This window comes from Christiangramia flava JLT2011 (assembly GCF_001951155.1).
Taxonomy (GTDB): Bacteria; Bacteroidota; Bacteroidia; order Flavobacteriales; family Flavobacteriaceae; genus Christiangramia; species Christiangramia flava.
Map to the genome: position 1 here is coordinate 771,201 of NZ_CP016359.1, position 16,530 is coordinate 787,730.

Here is a 16,530-nt window from a genome sequence, read left to right on the forward strand (position 1 = left end):
AGGTCAAGCTTTGTTGGGTAAATTTGAATATCAATATGTTTAATATGTTCTCATTCACATCGTAAAGATCATTATTAATGCACTTGAGGAGAGAGTATTTCGATAGATGGAATTTTACTGTCGGTGAAACAGAGGTTTCATTCGATAAGCGGTAAGAGGTTTATTTAAACGGTAAGATGAATGGTGAAGATCTGCCGGAACTGGATAAATTTATAATGCAAGAAGGTGAGAAATAGAAGATTTTTAAGGGATTGCCCTTACTTGTTTTATCCAGAAATTCACAATATCTTTAAGATTCAAAGTTTTGGTTATGGAATAAGTTTAAAGCATAGGCGAAATGATGAACTCTTATTCTTTAACTAACCAACCAAAAAGGGATACTACGGAATCCCTTTTTTTGTTATTGAAAATCACCTAACTGAAACATTTGGAGCGCCAGATACTTCAAGAGAAGAAGAGAAAGAAACATATTGCCGGGCTGGATAGCCTGAGATTTCTGGCATTTTTGATGGTCTTCCTGTTTCATAGCACTAAGGTGTTCTATTTCGGGTTTCTGGGCGTAGATTTTTTCTTTGTTTTATCGAGTTTTCTTCTCACCTATCTGGCTTTACGCGAATTGGAAGTTAACAAGAGCTTTTCCCAAAAAAACTTTTTCTTCCGAAGAGTGCTCAGGATATTTCCTCTCTATTTCCTGGTTTTAATCATCTGTCTCTGGTTGCTGCCCTTCCTTGGAAATCAAGTAGGTCTGGAAACTCAACTCCCGGTACGGCCATGGCTATTTTGGGTCTTTCTGGCAAATTATGAGAACAGCCCCTATATTTTGCCCCTGAAGTTTTTATGGTCGGTTGCGGTGGAAGAGCAATTTTATCTTTTGTTTCTCATTCTAAGCCTGGCTTTCAGAAAGCATATATTGGGAGTTATTCTGGGCCTGGCTGTAGCCTATTTACTGTATTTTCACATTGATGCTTATTTCGGCTGGCAGCAATATAAAAGTGTTTTCTTCCATCTCGCGAACTTTTCATTCGGTATGTTAGGAGGCTGGCTATATTTCAAAAATTACCAAAATCCAGCGGCTACTTTCATAAGTTTGTTTATTTCATCCGTGCTGCTTTATTTTACGGCTTACGATCATTGGTTCTTTAACATCATTCTTTCGGTATGGTTCGTTAGTATGATATTCTTTACTGAATTCCTCTTTAGAAAAATTCCGACTAATCCCGTTACAGCCCTGACCGAATACCTTGGTAAATACACCTATGGATTATACATGTACAGCGGAATTGTCATTATTCTCATCAACAAACTCCCCATTAGCGATATGCTCTTATTGGCGATCCCTATTAAACTTGTGCTTATTTTCGGGCCGCCTACCTATCCTTCCATTGGTTTGAAAAACATTTTTTAAAACTGAAAAAACAATTCCGCGGGGAATAATTTTAAAAATTCCTGATTTAAACAAACGTTTAATTTAAACATTTGTTTAAATTTGCAGCGCAAAAAATTCAGAAGTGGAATTAAATCAGAAACAAATTGCCATTCTGCAGGTGGCAGAAAAACTGTTTTCAGAAAATGGTTTTGATGGCACCTCCGTTCGGCAGATCGCCAAAGAAGCGGATATTAACATCGCGATGATCTCCTATTATTTTGGCTCGAAGGAAAAATTGCTGGAAGCCTTACTCTTTTACAGGGGGTCTGACTTTAAAATGCAGATCGAGACCATCCTCTATAATGAGAATCACGGATATTTGGAAAAGATCGACCAGGTGGTGGAAATGGTCGTGCGCCGTATCCACAATAACCGCAGGATCTACAAAATTGTGCATTTTGAATTCTCAAATCTGGGGCGAACCATCGATTTCGAGAATTATATCAATTTCAAGAAGCAGAATTTTCAAATTCTCGAACGCTTCATCCAGGAAGGCCAGGAAGCCGGGGTATTCTCCAAAAACGTGAATATTCCTCTTATCAAGACCACGATCCTGGGATCCTATTTCAACCTGTACTATAACAAGAAATTCTTCCAGGCTATGCACAACCTGCAAGACCAGTTCAACTTTGAAGAATACGTGGAAAAAGAACTCATTCCGCATATTCAGCAAACCATAAAAGCCCTTTTAACCTATGAAGTATAAGGTGTATATTATCAGTATTTTCTGCCTGTTCGTGCAGCAAATACTCAGCGCCCAAGAACGCCAGTTATCGATTGAAGAGGCGGTAAACCTGGCTCTCGAACAAAGCGATGAAGCCAAAATGGCCAACCAGACCGTGGAAACTGCAGCTGCGCAATTAAAGACCACTAAAAACAATCAGTACCCAGATTTCAAACTTTCTGGCCAGTACAGCTACCTTTCAAATGCTGATGTAAATTTCAAGCTGAATACCGGTTCATCTTCTTCGGAAGGCTCAGAAGGTCAGCAATCAGGAAGTTCTCCCAAAATTAATCAGTTATTGCTCGGTCAGGCGAATGTTTCCATGCCGCTATTTTCGGGATTCAAACTGAAAAATGCGATCGCTGCCGATGAAAACCGGTTGAAAGCAGCAACTTTTTCCGCAGAAAATTCGAAGGAACAAATCGCTTTACAAGTAATTCAGGATTATCTATCGCTCTACAAAGCCCGGAAAGCGGTGGAATTACTGGAAGAAAGCCTGAAAGGGGCTGAGAGGAGAGTGACCGATTTTAACGCCATGGAACAAAACGGATTGCTGGCCAGGAATGACCTTTTAAAAGCCCAGTTGCAGCAGGCAAACACTCGCCTAAACCTGGAAGAAGCCAGAAAGAACGAGCAGATCATCAATTATCAGCTCATCAAAGAGTTGAACCTGCCTGAAGGAACTATCGTCCAAACCGATGATGCTTCCTTCCTGATGACTCCAGTTGTTTCAGCTGAGGAAACAAGCCGAAAAGACCTGGAGGCGCTAAAGTTCCAGGAGCAAGCGGCCGAGAACGGCGTGGAGGTTGCAAAAAGTGCTTATTTCCCGTCCATAGGTCTTACCGGTGGTTATATTGCCCTGGATGTTCACAACGCGCTTACTGTTTCAAACGCCATGAATTTCGGCGTAGGTTTATCTTACAATCTTTCGAGCATTTTTAAAAGCAAACAGGATGTAAAACTGGCTGAAAGCAGGGCCAGGGAATTGCAGTTTCAAATAGACCAGGTAGAAGACCAGGTACATATTCAGGTAGAAAATGCCAAAAAAGAATATGAATTGGCGCTAAAAAAACTGGATGTATACTCCCAGTCTGAAGAGCAGGCTGTGGAAAATTTTCGGATCGTGAAAGACAAATACGACAATGGCCTGGAAGATACCAATGACCTGCTGGAGGCTGATGTGGAACAACTTCAGGCCAAAATCAATATGGCGTATGCGAAAGCCAATATTGCCCAGAAATATTATGAATTGCTAAGAGCCAAAGGTGGCTTGACCCAGAATTTTACAAAAGACTAATCAGAAAAAAATGGAACAGAAAAAGAAGACCAATAAAAAATTCATCGTGATCATTTCAGCTCTTGTGACCGTTGGACTGATCTACGGAGGTTATAAATATTTTCATTCGCTTTCTCATGAAGAGACGGATGATGCCCAGGTAGAAGCCAATATGAACGCCATCATTCCTCATGTTGGCGGATATGTTCAGGAGGTTTTGGTTGAAGACAATCAGAAAGTTAAAAAAGGGGACACCCTGTTCATTATTGATAACCGCGATTATAAAGTGCAACTGGAACAGGCCCGTGCGCAGATGGCCGCGGCTGAAAGTCAGTTGAATGTCGCTAAAGCCAGCATTGGGTCATACCAGGCGAATGCTGCTGCTTCCAGAGCGCAGGTAACTACAGCTTCTGAAAGTATCGAAACCGCCAAGATCAAATTGTGGCGGGCTGAAAATGATTTCAAGCGTTATGAAAACCTTTATACAAGCCATTCGATTACCGAACAGCAATATGAGCAGGCGCTGGCTGCAAAACAGGAAGCTGAAAAACAACTGGATATTCTGAAAAGTCAGCAAAAGGCCAGTAACAGCCAAAGCAACGCCGCCGCCTCACAGACAAAAATTTCAGAAAAACAGGTATCTGTGGCTGAGGCAAATCTGAAAAGTGCTGAAGCACAGCTGAACGCCGCCATGCTGAATATGGATTACACAGTAGTTACGGCTCCTATTGACGGCCAGCTTTCCAACGTGGATCTTCAGGCAGGTCAATTTGTACAGCCGGGACAGTCACTGTTCTACCTGGTGAATACAGATAAGAAGTGGATTGTTGCCAATTTCAAGGAAACGCAGTTAGACAAGATGCAGATCGGTCAAAAAGTAGGAATTGAAGTAGACGCTTACCCGGGAACCGAATTTGAAGGCGTGGTTAGCGCTTTTTCTCCAGCAACCGGAGCCAGGTTTTCGCTGCTTCCGCCAGATAATGCGACCGGAAATTTTGTAAAAACCGTTCAGCGACTGCCGGTGAAGATCGATTTTACCAATAGTAACGATTCAGAAAAACTACAAAGACTACGCTCCGGAATGAACGTGGTGGTAGATGTACATTTAAACTAGAACCATGCAGGACGAAAACAGCCTGGTAGAATATGGTTTCCGAAGAGTGGTGGTCACCATCACCGCAATTTTATGCGCCTTGCTGGAAATCATAGACACTACCATTGTGAATGTTGCCTTGAACGATATGCGCGGGAGTCTAGGTGCTACGCTTACTGATGTGGCCTGGGTGATTACCGCCTATGCCATTGCGAATGTTATCATTATCCCGATGACGAGCTGGCTTTCCAAACAATTTGGGAGGAGGAATTATTTCGCAGCATCGATCATCATCTTTACGATAGCATCTTTTCTCTGCGGAAATGCTACCAATATTTGGGAACTGGTACTCTTCCGATTTATCCAGGGAATGGGTGGTGGCGCCCTGTTGGTAACGGCTCAAACGATCATAACTGAAAGTTACCCGGTTGAAAAGAGAGGAATGGCGCAGGCCATTTACGGAATGGGAGTTATTGTAGGTCCTACTTTAGGCCCACCACTTGGAGGCTACTTGGTAGATCATTTCTCCTGGCCGTATATTTTTTACATCAATATCCCGATTGGGATTATCGCCACCTTTATGACGATTTTCTTTGTAAAGAGTCCAAAATATGGGGAAAAGCTGAAAGTCAACCAGGTGGACTGGTGGGGAATCATTTTACTGGCTACATTTATTGGTTCACTTCAGTTTGTGCTGGAACATGGTCAACAGGATGATTGGTTTGAAGACTCCCTGATCCTGAGTTTGAGTGTCGCCGCCGTTTTTGGATTAATCCTGTTCATCTGGCGAGAACTCACCTATGAACATCCCGTGGTGAACCTTCGGGTTCTCAGAGATGGAAACCTGCGAATTGGTACGATTCTGACCTTTATACTGGGATTCGGTTTGTTCGGTTCCACTTTTATTATTCCCATCTATACGCAATCAATTTTAGGATGGACGGCTACAGATGCCGGATTATTACTAATTCCCAGTTCCATCACTACCGGACTTATGATGCCCATCATCGGGAAATTGCTGGAAAGAGGAATTTCTCATAAATACCTGGCATCAGCAGGATTCGTGATATTTTTTATTTATAGTTTCTGGATGTATTCCCTAATGACACCGGATACCGGTTCGGAACATATGTTCTGGCCCCTGGTGGTTCGCGGTGTGGGGCTTGGCTTGTTATTTGTTCCTATAACGACGCTTTCGCTTTCTACTTTAAAAGGAAAAGATATTGGTGATGGCGCCGCCTTTACCGGGATGATGAGACAGCTGGGAGGAAGCTTCGGAATTGCCATTATTACGACCATGGTTTCCAGGCTTGCACAACAACACCGAATAGACCTGCTTCCGAATATTTCGGCGATCGATTTCAAAGTGCAGCAACGTATTGATGGGATCAAAAGAATGTTCATGGCTAAAGGTTTCAGTGCGAATGAAGCTCTCGACAAGGCCTATGCTGTTTTGAATGGAAGCTTGATGAAACAAAGCACCGTATTATCGTATATGGACATTTTCCTCTACCTGGGACTTTTGTTCCTTGTGTGCGCCCCAATCGTACTACTGATTAAGAAAACAGGGAAACGAGCTGGAAAACCGGCTATAGATGCGCATTAAATAAAAAAGGCTTCCAATTTGGAAGCCTTTTTTATTATGTTCTATCAAATATTAGAAGTAACAACCGCCACGGCGCCTTCCGGCATTTGCTTCACTATCGAATATTTTAAAACTCAAACTCAGCATGATCTGGTTTAAACGAGCATCTTCAAAATAGGCTTTATTGATCCCATATCCCTGCGTACCTCCGGAAGTGGTATTAACAATATCGATATCCTGAGTTTCAGCAGTAGACAACGAACGATCATAACGCAGATCGACCTCAAATCGACCAAAACCTGCCTTGATTCCAACCATTCCTGCCAGAGGTGTATTCTGAGCAACAATAACCTGGTCTGGTGGTTCTGTTCCTTCCAAAGAGGAATCAATTATATTTTGATACGCCGGCCCCCCGTAAATATCAATTGGCCCCCAAACATTATATCCAAACAACAAGGGAACACTGATCTTATTCACCTCGTATGCTGATGGAGCGGTAGGAAATTGAAATTCTGTTTCCATTGCGCTGTAAATAAATTCTGGTCTAAGCAGGAATTTATTGAAACGCAATTCGAAAAATGCACCGGCGTGAAAACCTATTTTGGAATCGGCTTCAACAGTTCCATCAAAATATATACCTCCGGAACTATTCCCGGTGATCTGACCTCCTGAAACATAGCTTGGCCCACCTTTTATTCCGAAACTGAATTCCTGTGCATTGGCAAGCCCAAAGAAGGATAGCGCCAGAATAAATAGATAAATCTTTTTGTTCATAGTTATAAGTTAATCTCGGACAATCGGGGTTAAATATATCAAATTAAAAAACCAATCCTACTGATGGCATTATGTTTTTAACGTAAAAAAACGTGCTTCAGTATGGAAAAATAAAAAAGCACCAGCTTCCTGGTGCTTTTTCTGATCTATCTAAATATAGTTTTAGTTTAGTGAACCATGATCGTATCAGGATTTCCATCAGGGTCACCATTCACAGTTCCTCCATTGGCTGGATTTCCTAATAACAGGATTCCAGCTGCATGAGGAGAAGCCATAGAAGTTCCACTAATGGTATTGTAACCACCACCTTTCCAGGTAGAAAGAATAGCGACACCTGGAGTACAGTAATCTACAGGAGGATTTCCGTAGTTGCTGAAATACGCAAAATCATCATTAGAATCCATTGCTGAAATAGTGTAAATATTTGGACCATTAGCTCTTGCAGGAGAATGGTTGTTTGCATCATCAGTTTCGTTACCGGCCGCCAAAGCGAATTTAACTTTGGAAGAAGCTGCAACTACTGCATCATCTAATGCCTGAGAAACCGGCCCTCCAAGAGACATATTTGCCACATCACCAGTTTTACCATTCGCAGCAACATGATCCACACCAGCAATAACTCCGGAATAAGACCCGCTACCTCTGCTATCCAATACTTTTACAGGAACAACAGTGGCACCGGGAGCAACACCAATTACCCCAACGCTGTTATCTTTTGCAGCGATTGTACCGGCTACGTGGCTACCATGACCGTTACCGTCGTCCAGGGATCTTCCATCTTTTCCGGAAGTGAACGCATTAAAACCTTTGGAAGCATCAACGTTAAGATCTTCGTGATCCAGGTCGATACCGGTGTCAATTACCCATGCAATACCTGAACCGCCATAAGCAACTCCTCCGTTCACACGAGTGATGCCATAAGGAGTTTCCTGGCTTCCGCCGGTACCTCCACCGCCATTTCCGTCACAAGGAGCACCGTTTGGCGTTCCACAAGGAGGGGCGAACATCACAATTTTATCTTCTTCGATATAATCCACATCCTCGCGTCCTCTTAAAGCTTCCGCATCAGCAGCGCTTAGTTTCAAGGTCGCACCGTTAATAGATTTACTGTAAATATTAAGGATATCGGCTTTAATTCCAGCTTCCTGCACCATTTTCAAAGTTCTGGCTTTCACCATATCCTGTGATTTCTGGTAAGATTCGGCCATTCTGGCCTGGTTGGTTGTAGCGTCGTTTTTGAAAACGACGATATACTGTCCTTCGATAACCTGTGCTGAAGATGGCGCGACCATATTTTCTTCAAGAGATGGCGCTTCAGAATTCTGATCCTGGTTACAGGACATGAGGATTGCTGCTGAAAAAGCAGCAACACTTAAGGTTTTAAGTGAATTTAAATTCATTTAGTTTAAGATTTTAGTTAAAAAAAAGGTTAATAGATCGCCTAAAGCTAAAATTTACTCGATTAAATGCAAATTTTTTTAACTTAAAAGTGAAAGTCTGCAATCTCACTAAATGATAAAAAGAAACCGCTAAGCAGTGTTCATGCTACTTAGCGGTGATTGTTAAATTTTTAAGGAATGTCTAGCTGGTGGTTTCTCCCTCCCATTCCATAAATCCGCCTTCCAGATTATAAGTATTGGCAAAACCCATTTGATCCAATAGCGTGCAGGCCTGGGAACTTCTTTTTCCTGATCTGCAATAGATATAATAATTCTTGGATTTATCCAGTTTCTCTACTTCATCTATAAATCCCTGACCGCGGTAAATATCAATTTGTTTGGCGTTCGGGATATGCCCTTCTTCCACTTCTTCGTCAGTCCGAACATCGAGGATCACGGCATTCTCATCTTTCTCCAGCTGCTCTTTCCAGTCTTTTTGAGATAATTCTTTCATGATAAAATTTTTATTGACAGTATAAATATAAAGGAATTTCATGGGTTACCGCCCATGCCCCCCATCCGATTTTAACAGAAAATTAATTTTTAAATCCAAAAAATATTATACATTTGTATATACAATTGTTGTAGTAACAATGAAAATAGAAGAAATCATCAAGACATCTGCAGAATTGCCTAATTCCAGAAGACTGGTTTTAAATCTCATCATTACCGCCAATCATGTGACTGAAAAGGTGGTAGAAGTTTTGAAACCCTTCGGTATTAGCAATCAACAGTTCAACGTGTTGCGCATTCTACGCGGTCAAAAAGGCAAGCCGGCCAACCTTTATACCATTCAGGAACGAATGGTGACCAAAATGAGCAATACAACCAGACTGGTAGACAAGTTGGTGAAAAACGACCTGTGTGAACGCATTGTTTGTCCTTCTAATAGACGGAAAGTCGAAATTCGCATCACACAGGAGGGATTAAAATTGCTAGAAAAAGTTGACCCCCTGATGGAAAAGGTGGAGAAAGAAATTGCTGAAAAATTAACTGAAAAAGAAATTGAATCACTAAATGCCTATTTAAATGGACTTAGAACTTAAAACAAAACCGGAATACCTGGAAAGTTTACAGTGGCGTTATGCTACCAAAAAATTTGACAGTTCCAAAAAATTATCTGAAGACGACCTGAATGAATTACTGGAAAGCATTCGCCTTTCAGCTTCTTCATACGGTCTGCAACCTTACGAAGTTTTGGTGATTACTGATGAGGACATCAGGGAAAAGCTAAAGGCGGCTGCTTGGAACCAATCTCAGGTAGCTGAAGCTTCTCACCTCATCGTCTTTGCCAATTACGCAAAAATCACGGAAGAGCACGTAGATGCTTATATGGAAAATATTGCCGAAACACGCAATGTTTCTCGCGGGGATTTACAAGGCCTGGAAGATATGATCAAATCTACCACCCTGTCACGTCCTCAGGAAGACCTACAGGTTTGGGGATCTAAACAAACCTACATCGCTCTCGGAAATTTGTTAAGCGCTGCTGCAAATATGCGAATTGACACCTGCCCAATGGAAGGTTTCGATAATGCGAAATTTGACGAAATCCTAAATCTTAAGGAAAAGAATCTTCAGTCGTCCGTAATTATCCCGGTAGGATACCGCAGCGAAGACGATTCTTACCAGGACCTGGAAAAAGTTCGAAAAAGTAAATCAGATTTATTTCATTTTGTATAACCCTCAAAAAAAATTCTCATGAAAAATAAATTTTTAAAAGGCACTATCGCCTCTGTAATTGTGCTAACAACAGTAGCTTTTACTACTGAAAAGAAAACGGTAAACGTAGCTGAAAGCCAGGTAAACTGGAAAGGTGAAAAGGTAACCGGTTCTCACTACGGAAATATCCAGTTGAAAAGCGGTTATTTCACCATGGAAGACGAAAAGATCACCGGTGGTGAGTTTGTGATGGATATGACCAGCATCAATGTAACCGATCTTGAAGGGGAATCGAAGCAAAAACTGGAAGGACACTTAAAATCTGAAGACTTCTTCGGCGTGGAAAAATATCCAACCGCTAAATTGGTGATCACCAGTGCCGCCAAGAAAAGCGAAGGTGTGTATGGCATCGTAGGAAACTTAACGATCAAGGAAGATACGCATCCTGTGACCTTTGATCTGACCATGAACGGCGACGCCGCTTCTACAAAACTTACAATCGATCGTTCCAAATACAACGTGAGATATGGATCAGGCAGCTTCTTTGACAATCTTGGAGACAAGACGATTTATGACAATTTTGACCTGGAAGTTGATCTGAAATTCTAAATAAATGATCCTGAGCCACTCGCTCAGGATTTTTTTTGCAATTTATTTGAATATGAAAAATTGCCGAATTATCTTTGACCCAATGTTTAGAACGGAAAATCATATCTGGTGGTGGAAAAACTTACGTCAAAAGTCGTGAGCTGATTTGCCATTTATATTATAAAATCATTAGGCTTGTCTCACGACAAGCCTTTTTTTATTCAAAAAACCGAAGCATGTTCAAACTGAAAACAACTTATAAAAAAATCCTGGCAGATACCATTACACCGGTAAGCATCTACCTGAAATTGCGGGATAAATTTCCCAATTCGCTGCTGCTTGAAAGTAGTGATTATCATGCCAGCGACAACAGCTTCTCCTACATTTGCTGCAATCCCATCGCCTCCATCAAGATCGAGAAAGAAAAAGTGACCAGGGAGTTTCCAGATGGCAGCAAGACCATTCAGGAACTGCAACCGGGCGATTCGGTGCCCGCAATTATTCAGGATTTTTCCCGTAATTTCTCTACGGAAGATTCAGATTTTAAGTTTATCTATAATGGCCTTTTCGGCTACATCGCCTATGATGCGGTTCGCTACTTTGAGAACGTGAAGGTCACCAAGAAGGAAAAAGATCTTCAGATTCCTGATATTTATTACGCGGTCTACCAAAATATCATCGCCATCAACCACTTTAAAAATGAAGCCTATATTTTTGACCATTCTTATCAAGGCGATTCGAATATCGACCAGATCGAACAATTACTGAAAGTTAAAAATTTTGCATCCTATAATTTTAACCGCGTACAGGAACCATATTCCAATCTCGAAGATGAGGAATTCATGGAAATGGTGAACCGTGCGAAAGGTCACTGTCACCGTGGAGATGTATTTCAACTGGTGCTTTCCAGGCGATTTTCCCAAAAGTTTAAGGGCGATGAATTCAATGTGTACCGGGCTCTGAGAAATGTGAACCCATCACCGTATCTCTTCTTTTTTGACTATGGCGATTTTAAGATCTTCGGAAGTTCTCCCGAAGCGCAGCTGATCGTGAAAGATGGCCAGGCAGAAATTCACCCTATCGCCGGAACCTTCAAAAGAACCGGAAACGATGAGAAAGATGCGGAAATTGCCAAAGAATTGGCAGCCGATCAAAAAGAAAATTCAGAACACGTTATGCTGGTGGACCTGGCCCGGAATGACCTCAGCCGTAACGGCAGCAACGTGAAAGTGGAAAACTATCGCGAAATTCAGTTCTTTTCGCACGTGATCCACCTGGTTAGCAAGGTCACCGGAACCAAAGATCCTGAAGTTGACACGCCCCAGATTGTGGCCGATACCTTTCCCGCCGGAACCTTGAGCGGTGCTCCAAAACCCATGGCCCTTCGGCTTATTGAAGAGATCGAAAACGTGAATCGCAGCGCTTATGGCGGAGCCATTGGCTTTATGGACTTCAACGGAAATTTCAATCACGCCATCGTCATACGCTCATTCGTGAGCAAAAACCATGAATTGCATTACCAGGCCGGTGCGGGAATTGTTTCCGAATCCAAACCTGAAAACGAATTACAGGAAGTGTTTAATAAACTCGGAGCGCTTACGAAAGCCCTTGAAATTGCTGAAGAAATATGAAAAATAGAACGAAAATTCTGGTTATAGACAATTACGATTCCTTCGTTTACAACCTGGTGCACTACCTGGAAGAGCTGGATTGCGAGGTTACGGTAAAAAGAAACGACCGCCTGAGCCTTGAAGAAGTAGAGGATTACGATAAAATTCTACTATCTCCGGGCCCAGGAATTCCGGAAGAAGCCGGTCTACTGAAACCAATTATCGAAACTTATGCCCCCTCCAAACCCATTTTCGGCGTATGCCTTGGTATGCAGGCCATTGGGGAAGTTTTTGGCGGCCGTCTGAATAATCTGGATATGGTCTATCATGGAGTGGCCACAAAAATCGATGTGTGCGTGGACGATGAATACCTGTATAAAGACCTGCCGCAGGAATTACAGGTTGGGCGATATCACTCCTGGGTGGTAGACAATCAGTTACCCGATGTCCTCCAGGCAACCAGTTACGATGAGAAGAACGAGATCATGTCTTTGCGCCATCGCGATTTTGATGTTCGTGGAGTTCAGTTTCATCCGGAATCTGTCCTGACTCCGGAAGGCAAAAAAATGATCCAGAACTGGGTGGCTTTCGAACATTCGGAAAAATCTGAAACACAGGTCGCACAACCCACTGAAAACAAGTAACATGAAAGAATTACTAAATAGGCTTATTTCACACGAAACCATTTCAGCGGAAGAAGCCAAACAGGCGATTATCAACATCTCCGAAGGTCACTATAGCGAAACCCAGATTGCGGCTTTTTTGACCGTTTACATGATGCGCAGCATTACCATCGAAGAATTGGAAGGTTTCCGGGATGCGTTACTGGAATTGTGTATTCCGGTAGACCTATCGGAATATGAACCGGTGGACCTTTGCGGTACCGGTGGAGATGGGAAAAATACCTTCAATATCTCCACAACCGCCTCTTTTGTGACTGCCGGAGCTGGAGTGAAGGTCGCAAAACATGGAAATTATGGGGTTTCTTCAGTTAGTGGAAGCTCCAACGTCATGGAACACCTGGGAATCACCTTTACAAACGATACCGGTTTCCTGAAAAATTGCATTGAAAAGGCCAATATTTGCATTTTGCACGCGCCTCTTTTCCACCCGGCAATGAAAAACGTTGCTCCGGTTAGAAAAAGCCTTGCTGTTAAAACATTTTTCAACATGCTCGGTCCTATGGTAAATCCTGCGTTTCCCAAAAATCAGCTGGTGGGAGTTTTCAGTCTCGAACTTGCCAGAATGTATGCGTATCTTTACCAAAATACCGATAAGAATTATACGATTTTGCATGCTTTGGACGGTTATGATGAAATTTCCCTCACGGGTGACACCAAATGCATCCGCAACGATGCAGAACAGATGCTGAAAGCGGAAGATTTTGGACTACAACCTCTAAAGGAAGAGGAAATAGCCGGTGGCGGATCTATTGAAAGTTCTGCAGAAATTTTGCTGAATATCCTTTCCGGAAAAGGCACAGCCCCACAAGAACAGGTGGTTTGCGCCAATGCCGGGATGGCTATTGCAACTTCCAGGAATCTGGGTCCAAAAGAAGGTTTTGAACTGGCCAAAGAAGCTATTAGATCAGGAAATGCGCTGGCCAGTTTTAGGAAATTACAGGAACTCAGCAAAAACTTTCAGAAATAATGAATATTCTTGACAGGATCATCGCTGATAAACGCCGGGAAGTTTCGCTTAAGAAACAGTTGATCCCAACCGAGCAGCTGGAAAAATCGGTACTGTTTAATCGCCAGGGGCAATCGCTGTCTGCCAGGCTTAGACAGGCAAGCTTCGGCATTATTGCAGAGCATAAGCGCCGCTCTCCATCAAAATCGGTCATCAACCAGAGCCTGAGTGTGGAAAATGTGGTAAGTTCTTATGAAAAGGCCGGTGCCGCGGGAATCTCTGTGCTTACTGACGCTAAATACTTTGGCGGTTCGCTGGACGACCTGCTGCTGGCGAGAGCTTCCGTAGAAATACCTATTCTTCGGAAGGACTTTATGATCGACGAATACCAGATCCTGGAAGCCAAAGCCCATGGCGCTGACGTCATTCTGTTGATTGCCGCCGTACTCGATAAAACGGAATTAAAAACACTTTCAGAAACGGCTAGAAACCTGGGACTGGAGGTGCTTTTGGAAATCCACAACCAGGAAGAGCTGAATAAATCAATCCATACCGAGGCTGAAATGATAGGCATCAATAATCGCAATCTGAAGACCTTCGAGGTGGATATTGAAAATTCGATCAGGCTGGCGAAAAATTTGCCAGATCGTTTCACGAAAGTTGCCGAAAGCGGCCTGAGCGACACCGAAGTTGTCAAAAAACTGAAGAGCAGCGGATTTGACGGATTTCTAATTGGGGAAACGTTTATGAAAACTGAAAATCCCGGCGGGGCGATCCAAAGCTTTTTAAAAGACTTAGATTAGACAAATACCACAAGCAATGAATCAAGAAAATATGGAAGGAAAAACCCTGATTACCCCGGCTTCGGGGCAGAGTTCCGGCCTAAGCCTCAAAGTATGCGGGATGAACCAGCCCGGAAACATGCTTCAGGTAGCGGAACTGCAGCCGGATTATATGGGCTTTATTTTCTACGACCAGTCACCCCGATATTTTGACGGCGATATGCCCGCAATTCCATCAGAAATCAAAAAAACCGGAGTATTTGTGAATGCTTCGCTGGAGGCTATCTTGGAAAGAGTAGCCCGTTACCAGCTAAATGCCGTACAGTTGCATGGAGAGGAATCGGCCGCATTCTGTAAGGACCTGAAGATCGCGCTTCAAAAAACAGGAAATACGCCTGAAATGATCAAAGTTTTCAGTGTGGGACCCGATTTCAGTTTCCAGGTTATCAAAGCTTACGAGGGCATTGTGGATTATTTTCTTTTTGATACGAAAGGAGCGCTTCGCGGTGGTAACGGGGAAGAATTTGACTGGCAAATCCTGAAGAATTATCCTTCCAACACCCCATTTTTTCTCAGCGGGGGAATTGGCCCGGAACACGCCAAACAGATCGCCGATCTCAAAAGCCACTTTTACCGCATCGGGAAACCCGGATTGCTCTACGCGGTTGATGTAAACAGTAAATTTGAGCTAAAACCCGGACTTAAAAAATTAAAAGAATTAAGAGAATTCAAAATACAGATCAATTCATGAGCTACCAGGTAGACGAAAAAGGATATTATGGAGACTTTGGCGGGGCCTATATCCCGGAAATGCTCTATCCAAATGTGGAAGAGCTTCGCTCGAAATATCTGCAGGTGATGCAGGATGAAAAATTTCAGGAAGATTTTAAGAATTTACTGAAAGATTATGTGGGTCGCCCCACCCCACTCTATTTTGCCAGCAGGCTCAGCGAAAAATACCAGACCAAAATTTACCTGAAACGGGAGGATCTTTGCCATACCGGCGCTCATAAAGTGAACAACACTATTGGGCAGATCTTAATGGCACAACACCTTGGCAAGAAGCGGATTATCGCTGAAACCGGGGCCGGACAGCACGGGGTTGCTACCGCAACGGTTTGTGCCCTTATGGGTATGGAATGTATCGTATATATGGGCGAGATCGATATTGAAAGACAGGCGCCTAATGTCGCGCGAATGAAAATGCTCGGTGCTACTGTGATCCCGGCTAAATCTGGAAGCAAAACCCTGAAAGATGCCACCAACGAAGCGATCAGGGACTGGATCAACAACCCGGTGGACACGCATTACATTATCGGTTCAGTGGTGGGCCCACACCCGTACCCTGATATGGTCGCGCGTTTCCAAAGTGTGATTTCTGAAGAGATCCAAAAACAACTGAAAGAAAAAGAAGGAACGACAGATCCAGATTTTGTCGTGGCCTGCGTGGGCGGCGGAAGTAACGCGGCAGGTGCCTATTATCACTATCTCGATAATCCCAAGGTTGGAATCATCGCCGTAGAAGCAGCCGGAAAAGGGGTGCATTCGGGAGAAAGCGCGGCAACTTCGGCACTCGGTAAGCCCGGTATTATCCACGGAAGCAAAACCTTGCTAATGCAAACTACTGACGGGCAGATCACCGAACCTTACTCGATCTCAGCCGGGCTTGATTACCCGGGAGTAGGCCCGATGCATGCCAACCTTTACCAGACCGGCCGCGGAGAATTCATCAGCATCACTGATGAAGACGCGATGAAAGCAGGACTGGAACTGGCCAAACTGGAAGGTATTATTCCGGCGATCGAAACTTCGCACGCACTGGCTATTTTTGAAGGCCGGAAATTCCGGAAGGACGACGTGGTCGTGGTGAACCTCTCCGGGCGCGGCGATAAAGACCTCAACACGTATATCGATTTTTTCAACTTATAAACCAGCGGAACTT

17 protein-coding genes are annotated in these 16,530 nt (G+C 43.2%); 14 read left to right on the forward strand and 3 right to left on the reverse strand.

Annotated elements, in window-relative coordinates; translation table 11 throughout:
* Window positions 1-427 precede the first annotated feature (427 nt).
* The 5 genes from GRFL_RS03050 to GRFL_RS03070 all read left to right on the forward strand — a co-directional run bounded on the left by GRFL_RS03050 (window position 428) and on the right by GRFL_RS03070 (window position 6,125).
* Window positions 428-1,405, forward strand: a complete 978-nt coding sequence (locus tag GRFL_RS03050; protein ID WP_083643231.1) for an acyltransferase family protein — start codon at window positions 428-430, stop codon at window positions 1,403-1,405.
* A gap of 103 nt (window positions 1,406-1,508) precedes the next feature.
* Window positions 1,509-2,132, forward strand: coding sequence for a TetR/AcrR family transcriptional regulator (locus GRFL_RS03055; RefSeq protein ID WP_083643232.1), 624 nt, complete (start codon window positions 1,509-1,511; stop codon window positions 2,130-2,132).
* The gene (locus GRFL_RS03060) at window positions 2,122-3,447 is read left to right on the forward strand and encodes a TolC family protein (RefSeq protein WP_083643233.1); all 1,326 of its coding nucleotides are present in this window, start codon (window positions 2,122-2,124) and stop codon (window positions 3,445-3,447) included. Before GRFL_RS03055 ends, GRFL_RS03060 begins: the two co-directional genes overlap by 11 nt.
* 10 nt (window positions 3,448-3,457) lie before the next feature.
* Window positions 3,458-4,540: an HlyD family secretion protein gene (locus GRFL_RS03065; RefSeq protein WP_083643234.1), complete on the forward strand. Its 1,083-nt coding sequence runs from the start codon at window positions 3,458-3,460 to the stop codon at window positions 4,538-4,540.
* Between the two features lie 4 nt (window positions 4,541-4,544).
* Entirely contained in the window at window positions 4,545-6,125 is a 1,581-nt protein-coding gene (locus tag GRFL_RS03070) for a DHA2 family efflux MFS transporter permease subunit (RefSeq protein WP_083643235.1), read from the forward strand.
* A gap of 51 nt (window positions 6,126-6,176) precedes the next feature.
* On the opposite strand, the gene GRFL_RS03075 is transcribed toward GRFL_RS03070, so the two are convergent.
* The 3 genes from GRFL_RS03075 to GRFL_RS03085 all read right to left on the reverse strand — a co-directional run bounded on the left by GRFL_RS03075 (window position 6,177) and on the right by GRFL_RS03085 (window position 8,771).
* On the reverse strand, window positions 6,177-6,878 hold the full coding sequence (locus GRFL_RS03075) for an outer membrane beta-barrel protein (RefSeq protein WP_083643236.1): 702 nt from the start codon (window positions 6,876-6,878) through the stop codon (window positions 6,177-6,179).
* Window positions 6,879-7,045: 167 nt separating this feature from the next.
* Entirely contained in the window at window positions 7,046-8,278 is a 1,233-nt protein-coding gene (locus GRFL_RS03080) for a S8 family peptidase (RefSeq protein ID WP_083643237.1), read from the reverse strand.
* A gap of 181 nt (window positions 8,279-8,459) precedes the next feature.
* Complete coding sequence (locus GRFL_RS03085) at window positions 8,460-8,771, reverse strand: rhodanese-like domain-containing protein (protein ID WP_083645940.1); 312 nt, start codon at window positions 8,769-8,771, stop codon at window positions 8,460-8,462.
* A gap of 139 nt (window positions 8,772-8,910) precedes the next feature.
* On the opposite strand from GRFL_RS03085, the gene GRFL_RS03090 reads away from it, so the two are divergent.
* The 9 genes from GRFL_RS03090 (at window position 8,911) to trpB (ending at window position 16,517) form a co-directional block, all read left to right on the forward strand.
* Entirely contained in the window at window positions 8,911-9,363 is a 453-nt protein-coding gene (locus GRFL_RS03090; protein ID WP_083645941.1) for a MarR family winged helix-turn-helix transcriptional regulator, read from the forward strand.
* The gene (locus tag GRFL_RS03095; RefSeq protein ID WP_083643238.1) at window positions 9,347-10,000 is read left to right on the forward strand and encodes an NAD(P)H-dependent oxidoreductase; all 654 of its coding nucleotides are present in this window, start codon (window positions 9,347-9,349) and stop codon (window positions 9,998-10,000) included. The genes GRFL_RS03090 and GRFL_RS03095 overlap by 17 nt, the downstream gene beginning before the upstream one ends.
* An 18-nt stretch (window positions 10,001-10,018) precedes the next feature.
* Entirely contained in the window at window positions 10,019-10,588 is a 570-nt protein-coding gene (locus tag GRFL_RS03100; protein WP_083643239.1) for a YceI family protein, read from the forward strand.
* Between the two features lie 215 nt (window positions 10,589-10,803).
* On the forward strand, window positions 10,804-12,198 hold the full coding sequence (locus tag GRFL_RS03105) for an anthranilate synthase component I family protein (RefSeq protein WP_083643240.1): 1,395 nt from the start codon (window positions 10,804-10,806) through the stop codon (window positions 12,196-12,198).
* A complete protein-coding gene (locus GRFL_RS03110) occupies window positions 12,195-12,821 on the forward strand; it encodes an anthranilate synthase component II (protein WP_083643241.1) in 627 nt (208 codons plus the stop codon). The genes GRFL_RS03105 and GRFL_RS03110 overlap by 4 nt, the downstream gene beginning before the upstream one ends.
* Window position 12,822: 1 nt before the next feature.
* A complete protein-coding gene (gene trpD, locus GRFL_RS03115) occupies window positions 12,823-13,827 on the forward strand; it encodes an anthranilate phosphoribosyltransferase (RefSeq protein WP_083643242.1) in 1,005 nt (334 codons plus the stop codon).
* Window positions 13,827-14,609 carry an indole-3-glycerol phosphate synthase TrpC gene (trpC, locus tag GRFL_RS03120; protein WP_083643243.1) on the forward strand — a complete coding sequence of 261 codons (783 nt, stop codon included), beginning with the start codon at window positions 13,827-13,829 and terminating at the stop codon, window positions 14,607-14,609. The genes trpD and trpC overlap by 1 nt, the downstream gene beginning before the upstream one ends.
* Window positions 14,610-14,625: 16 nt before the next feature.
* A complete protein-coding gene (locus GRFL_RS03125; RefSeq protein ID WP_083643244.1) occupies window positions 14,626-15,339 on the forward strand; it encodes a phosphoribosylanthranilate isomerase in 714 nt (237 codons plus the stop codon).
* Window positions 15,336-16,517, forward strand: a complete 1,182-nt coding sequence (gene trpB / locus GRFL_RS03130) for a tryptophan synthase subunit beta (protein WP_083643245.1) — start codon at window positions 15,336-15,338, stop codon at window positions 16,515-16,517. The genes GRFL_RS03125 and trpB overlap by 4 nt, the downstream gene beginning before the upstream one ends.
* Window positions 16,518-16,530: the final 13 nt, after the last annotated feature.

What these genes read in the sequence shown, in the direction of transcription:
- GRFL_RS03060 (WP_083643233.1), top strand. Translation starts at nt 2,122, where the DNA reads ATGAAGTATAAGGTGTATATTATCAGTATTTTCTGCCTGTTCGTGCAG.
- GRFL_RS03065 (WP_083643234.1), top strand. Translation starts at nt 3,458, where the DNA reads ATGGAACAGAAAAAGAAGACCAATAAAAAATTCATCGTGATCATTTCA.
- GRFL_RS03070 (WP_083643235.1), top strand. Translation starts at nt 4,545, where the DNA reads ATGCAGGACGAAAACAGCCTGGTAGAATATGGTTTCCGAAGAGTGGTG.
- GRFL_RS03075 (WP_083643236.1), bottom strand. Translation starts at nt 6,878, where the DNA reads ATGAACAAAAAGATTTATCTATTTATTCTGGCGCTATCCTTCTTTGGG.
- GRFL_RS03080 (WP_083643237.1), bottom strand. Translation starts at nt 8,278, where the DNA reads ATGAATTTAAATTCACTTAAAACCTTAAGTGTTGCTGCTTTTTCAGCA.
- GRFL_RS03085 (WP_083645940.1), bottom strand. Translation starts at nt 8,771, where the DNA reads ATGAAAGAATTATCTCAAAAAGACTGGAAAGAGCAGCTGGAGAAAGAT.
- GRFL_RS03090 (WP_083645941.1), top strand. Translation starts at nt 8,911, where the DNA reads ATGAAAATAGAAGAAATCATCAAGACATCTGCAGAATTGCCTAATTCC.
- GRFL_RS03095 (WP_083643238.1), top strand. Translation starts at nt 9,347, where the DNA reads ATGGACTTAGAACTTAAAACAAAACCGGAATACCTGGAAAGTTTACAG.
- GRFL_RS03100 (WP_083643239.1), top strand. Translation starts at nt 10,019, where the DNA reads ATGAAAAATAAATTTTTAAAAGGCACTATCGCCTCTGTAATTGTGCTA.
- GRFL_RS03105 (WP_083643240.1), top strand. Translation starts at nt 10,804, where the DNA reads ATGTTCAAACTGAAAACAACTTATAAAAAAATCCTGGCAGATACCATT.
- GRFL_RS03110 (WP_083643241.1), top strand. Translation starts at nt 12,195, where the DNA reads ATGAAAAATAGAACGAAAATTCTGGTTATAGACAATTACGATTCCTTC.
- trpD (WP_083643242.1), top strand. Translation starts at nt 12,823, where the DNA reads ATGAAAGAATTACTAAATAGGCTTATTTCACACGAAACCATTTCAGCG.
- trpC (WP_083643243.1), top strand. Translation starts at nt 13,827, where the DNA reads ATGAATATTCTTGACAGGATCATCGCTGATAAACGCCGGGAAGTTTCG.
- GRFL_RS03125 (WP_083643244.1), top strand. Translation starts at nt 14,626, where the DNA reads ATGAATCAAGAAAATATGGAAGGAAAAACCCTGATTACCCCGGCTTCG.
- trpB (WP_083643245.1), top strand. Translation starts at nt 15,336, where the DNA reads ATGAGCTACCAGGTAGACGAAAAAGGATATTATGGAGACTTTGGCGGG.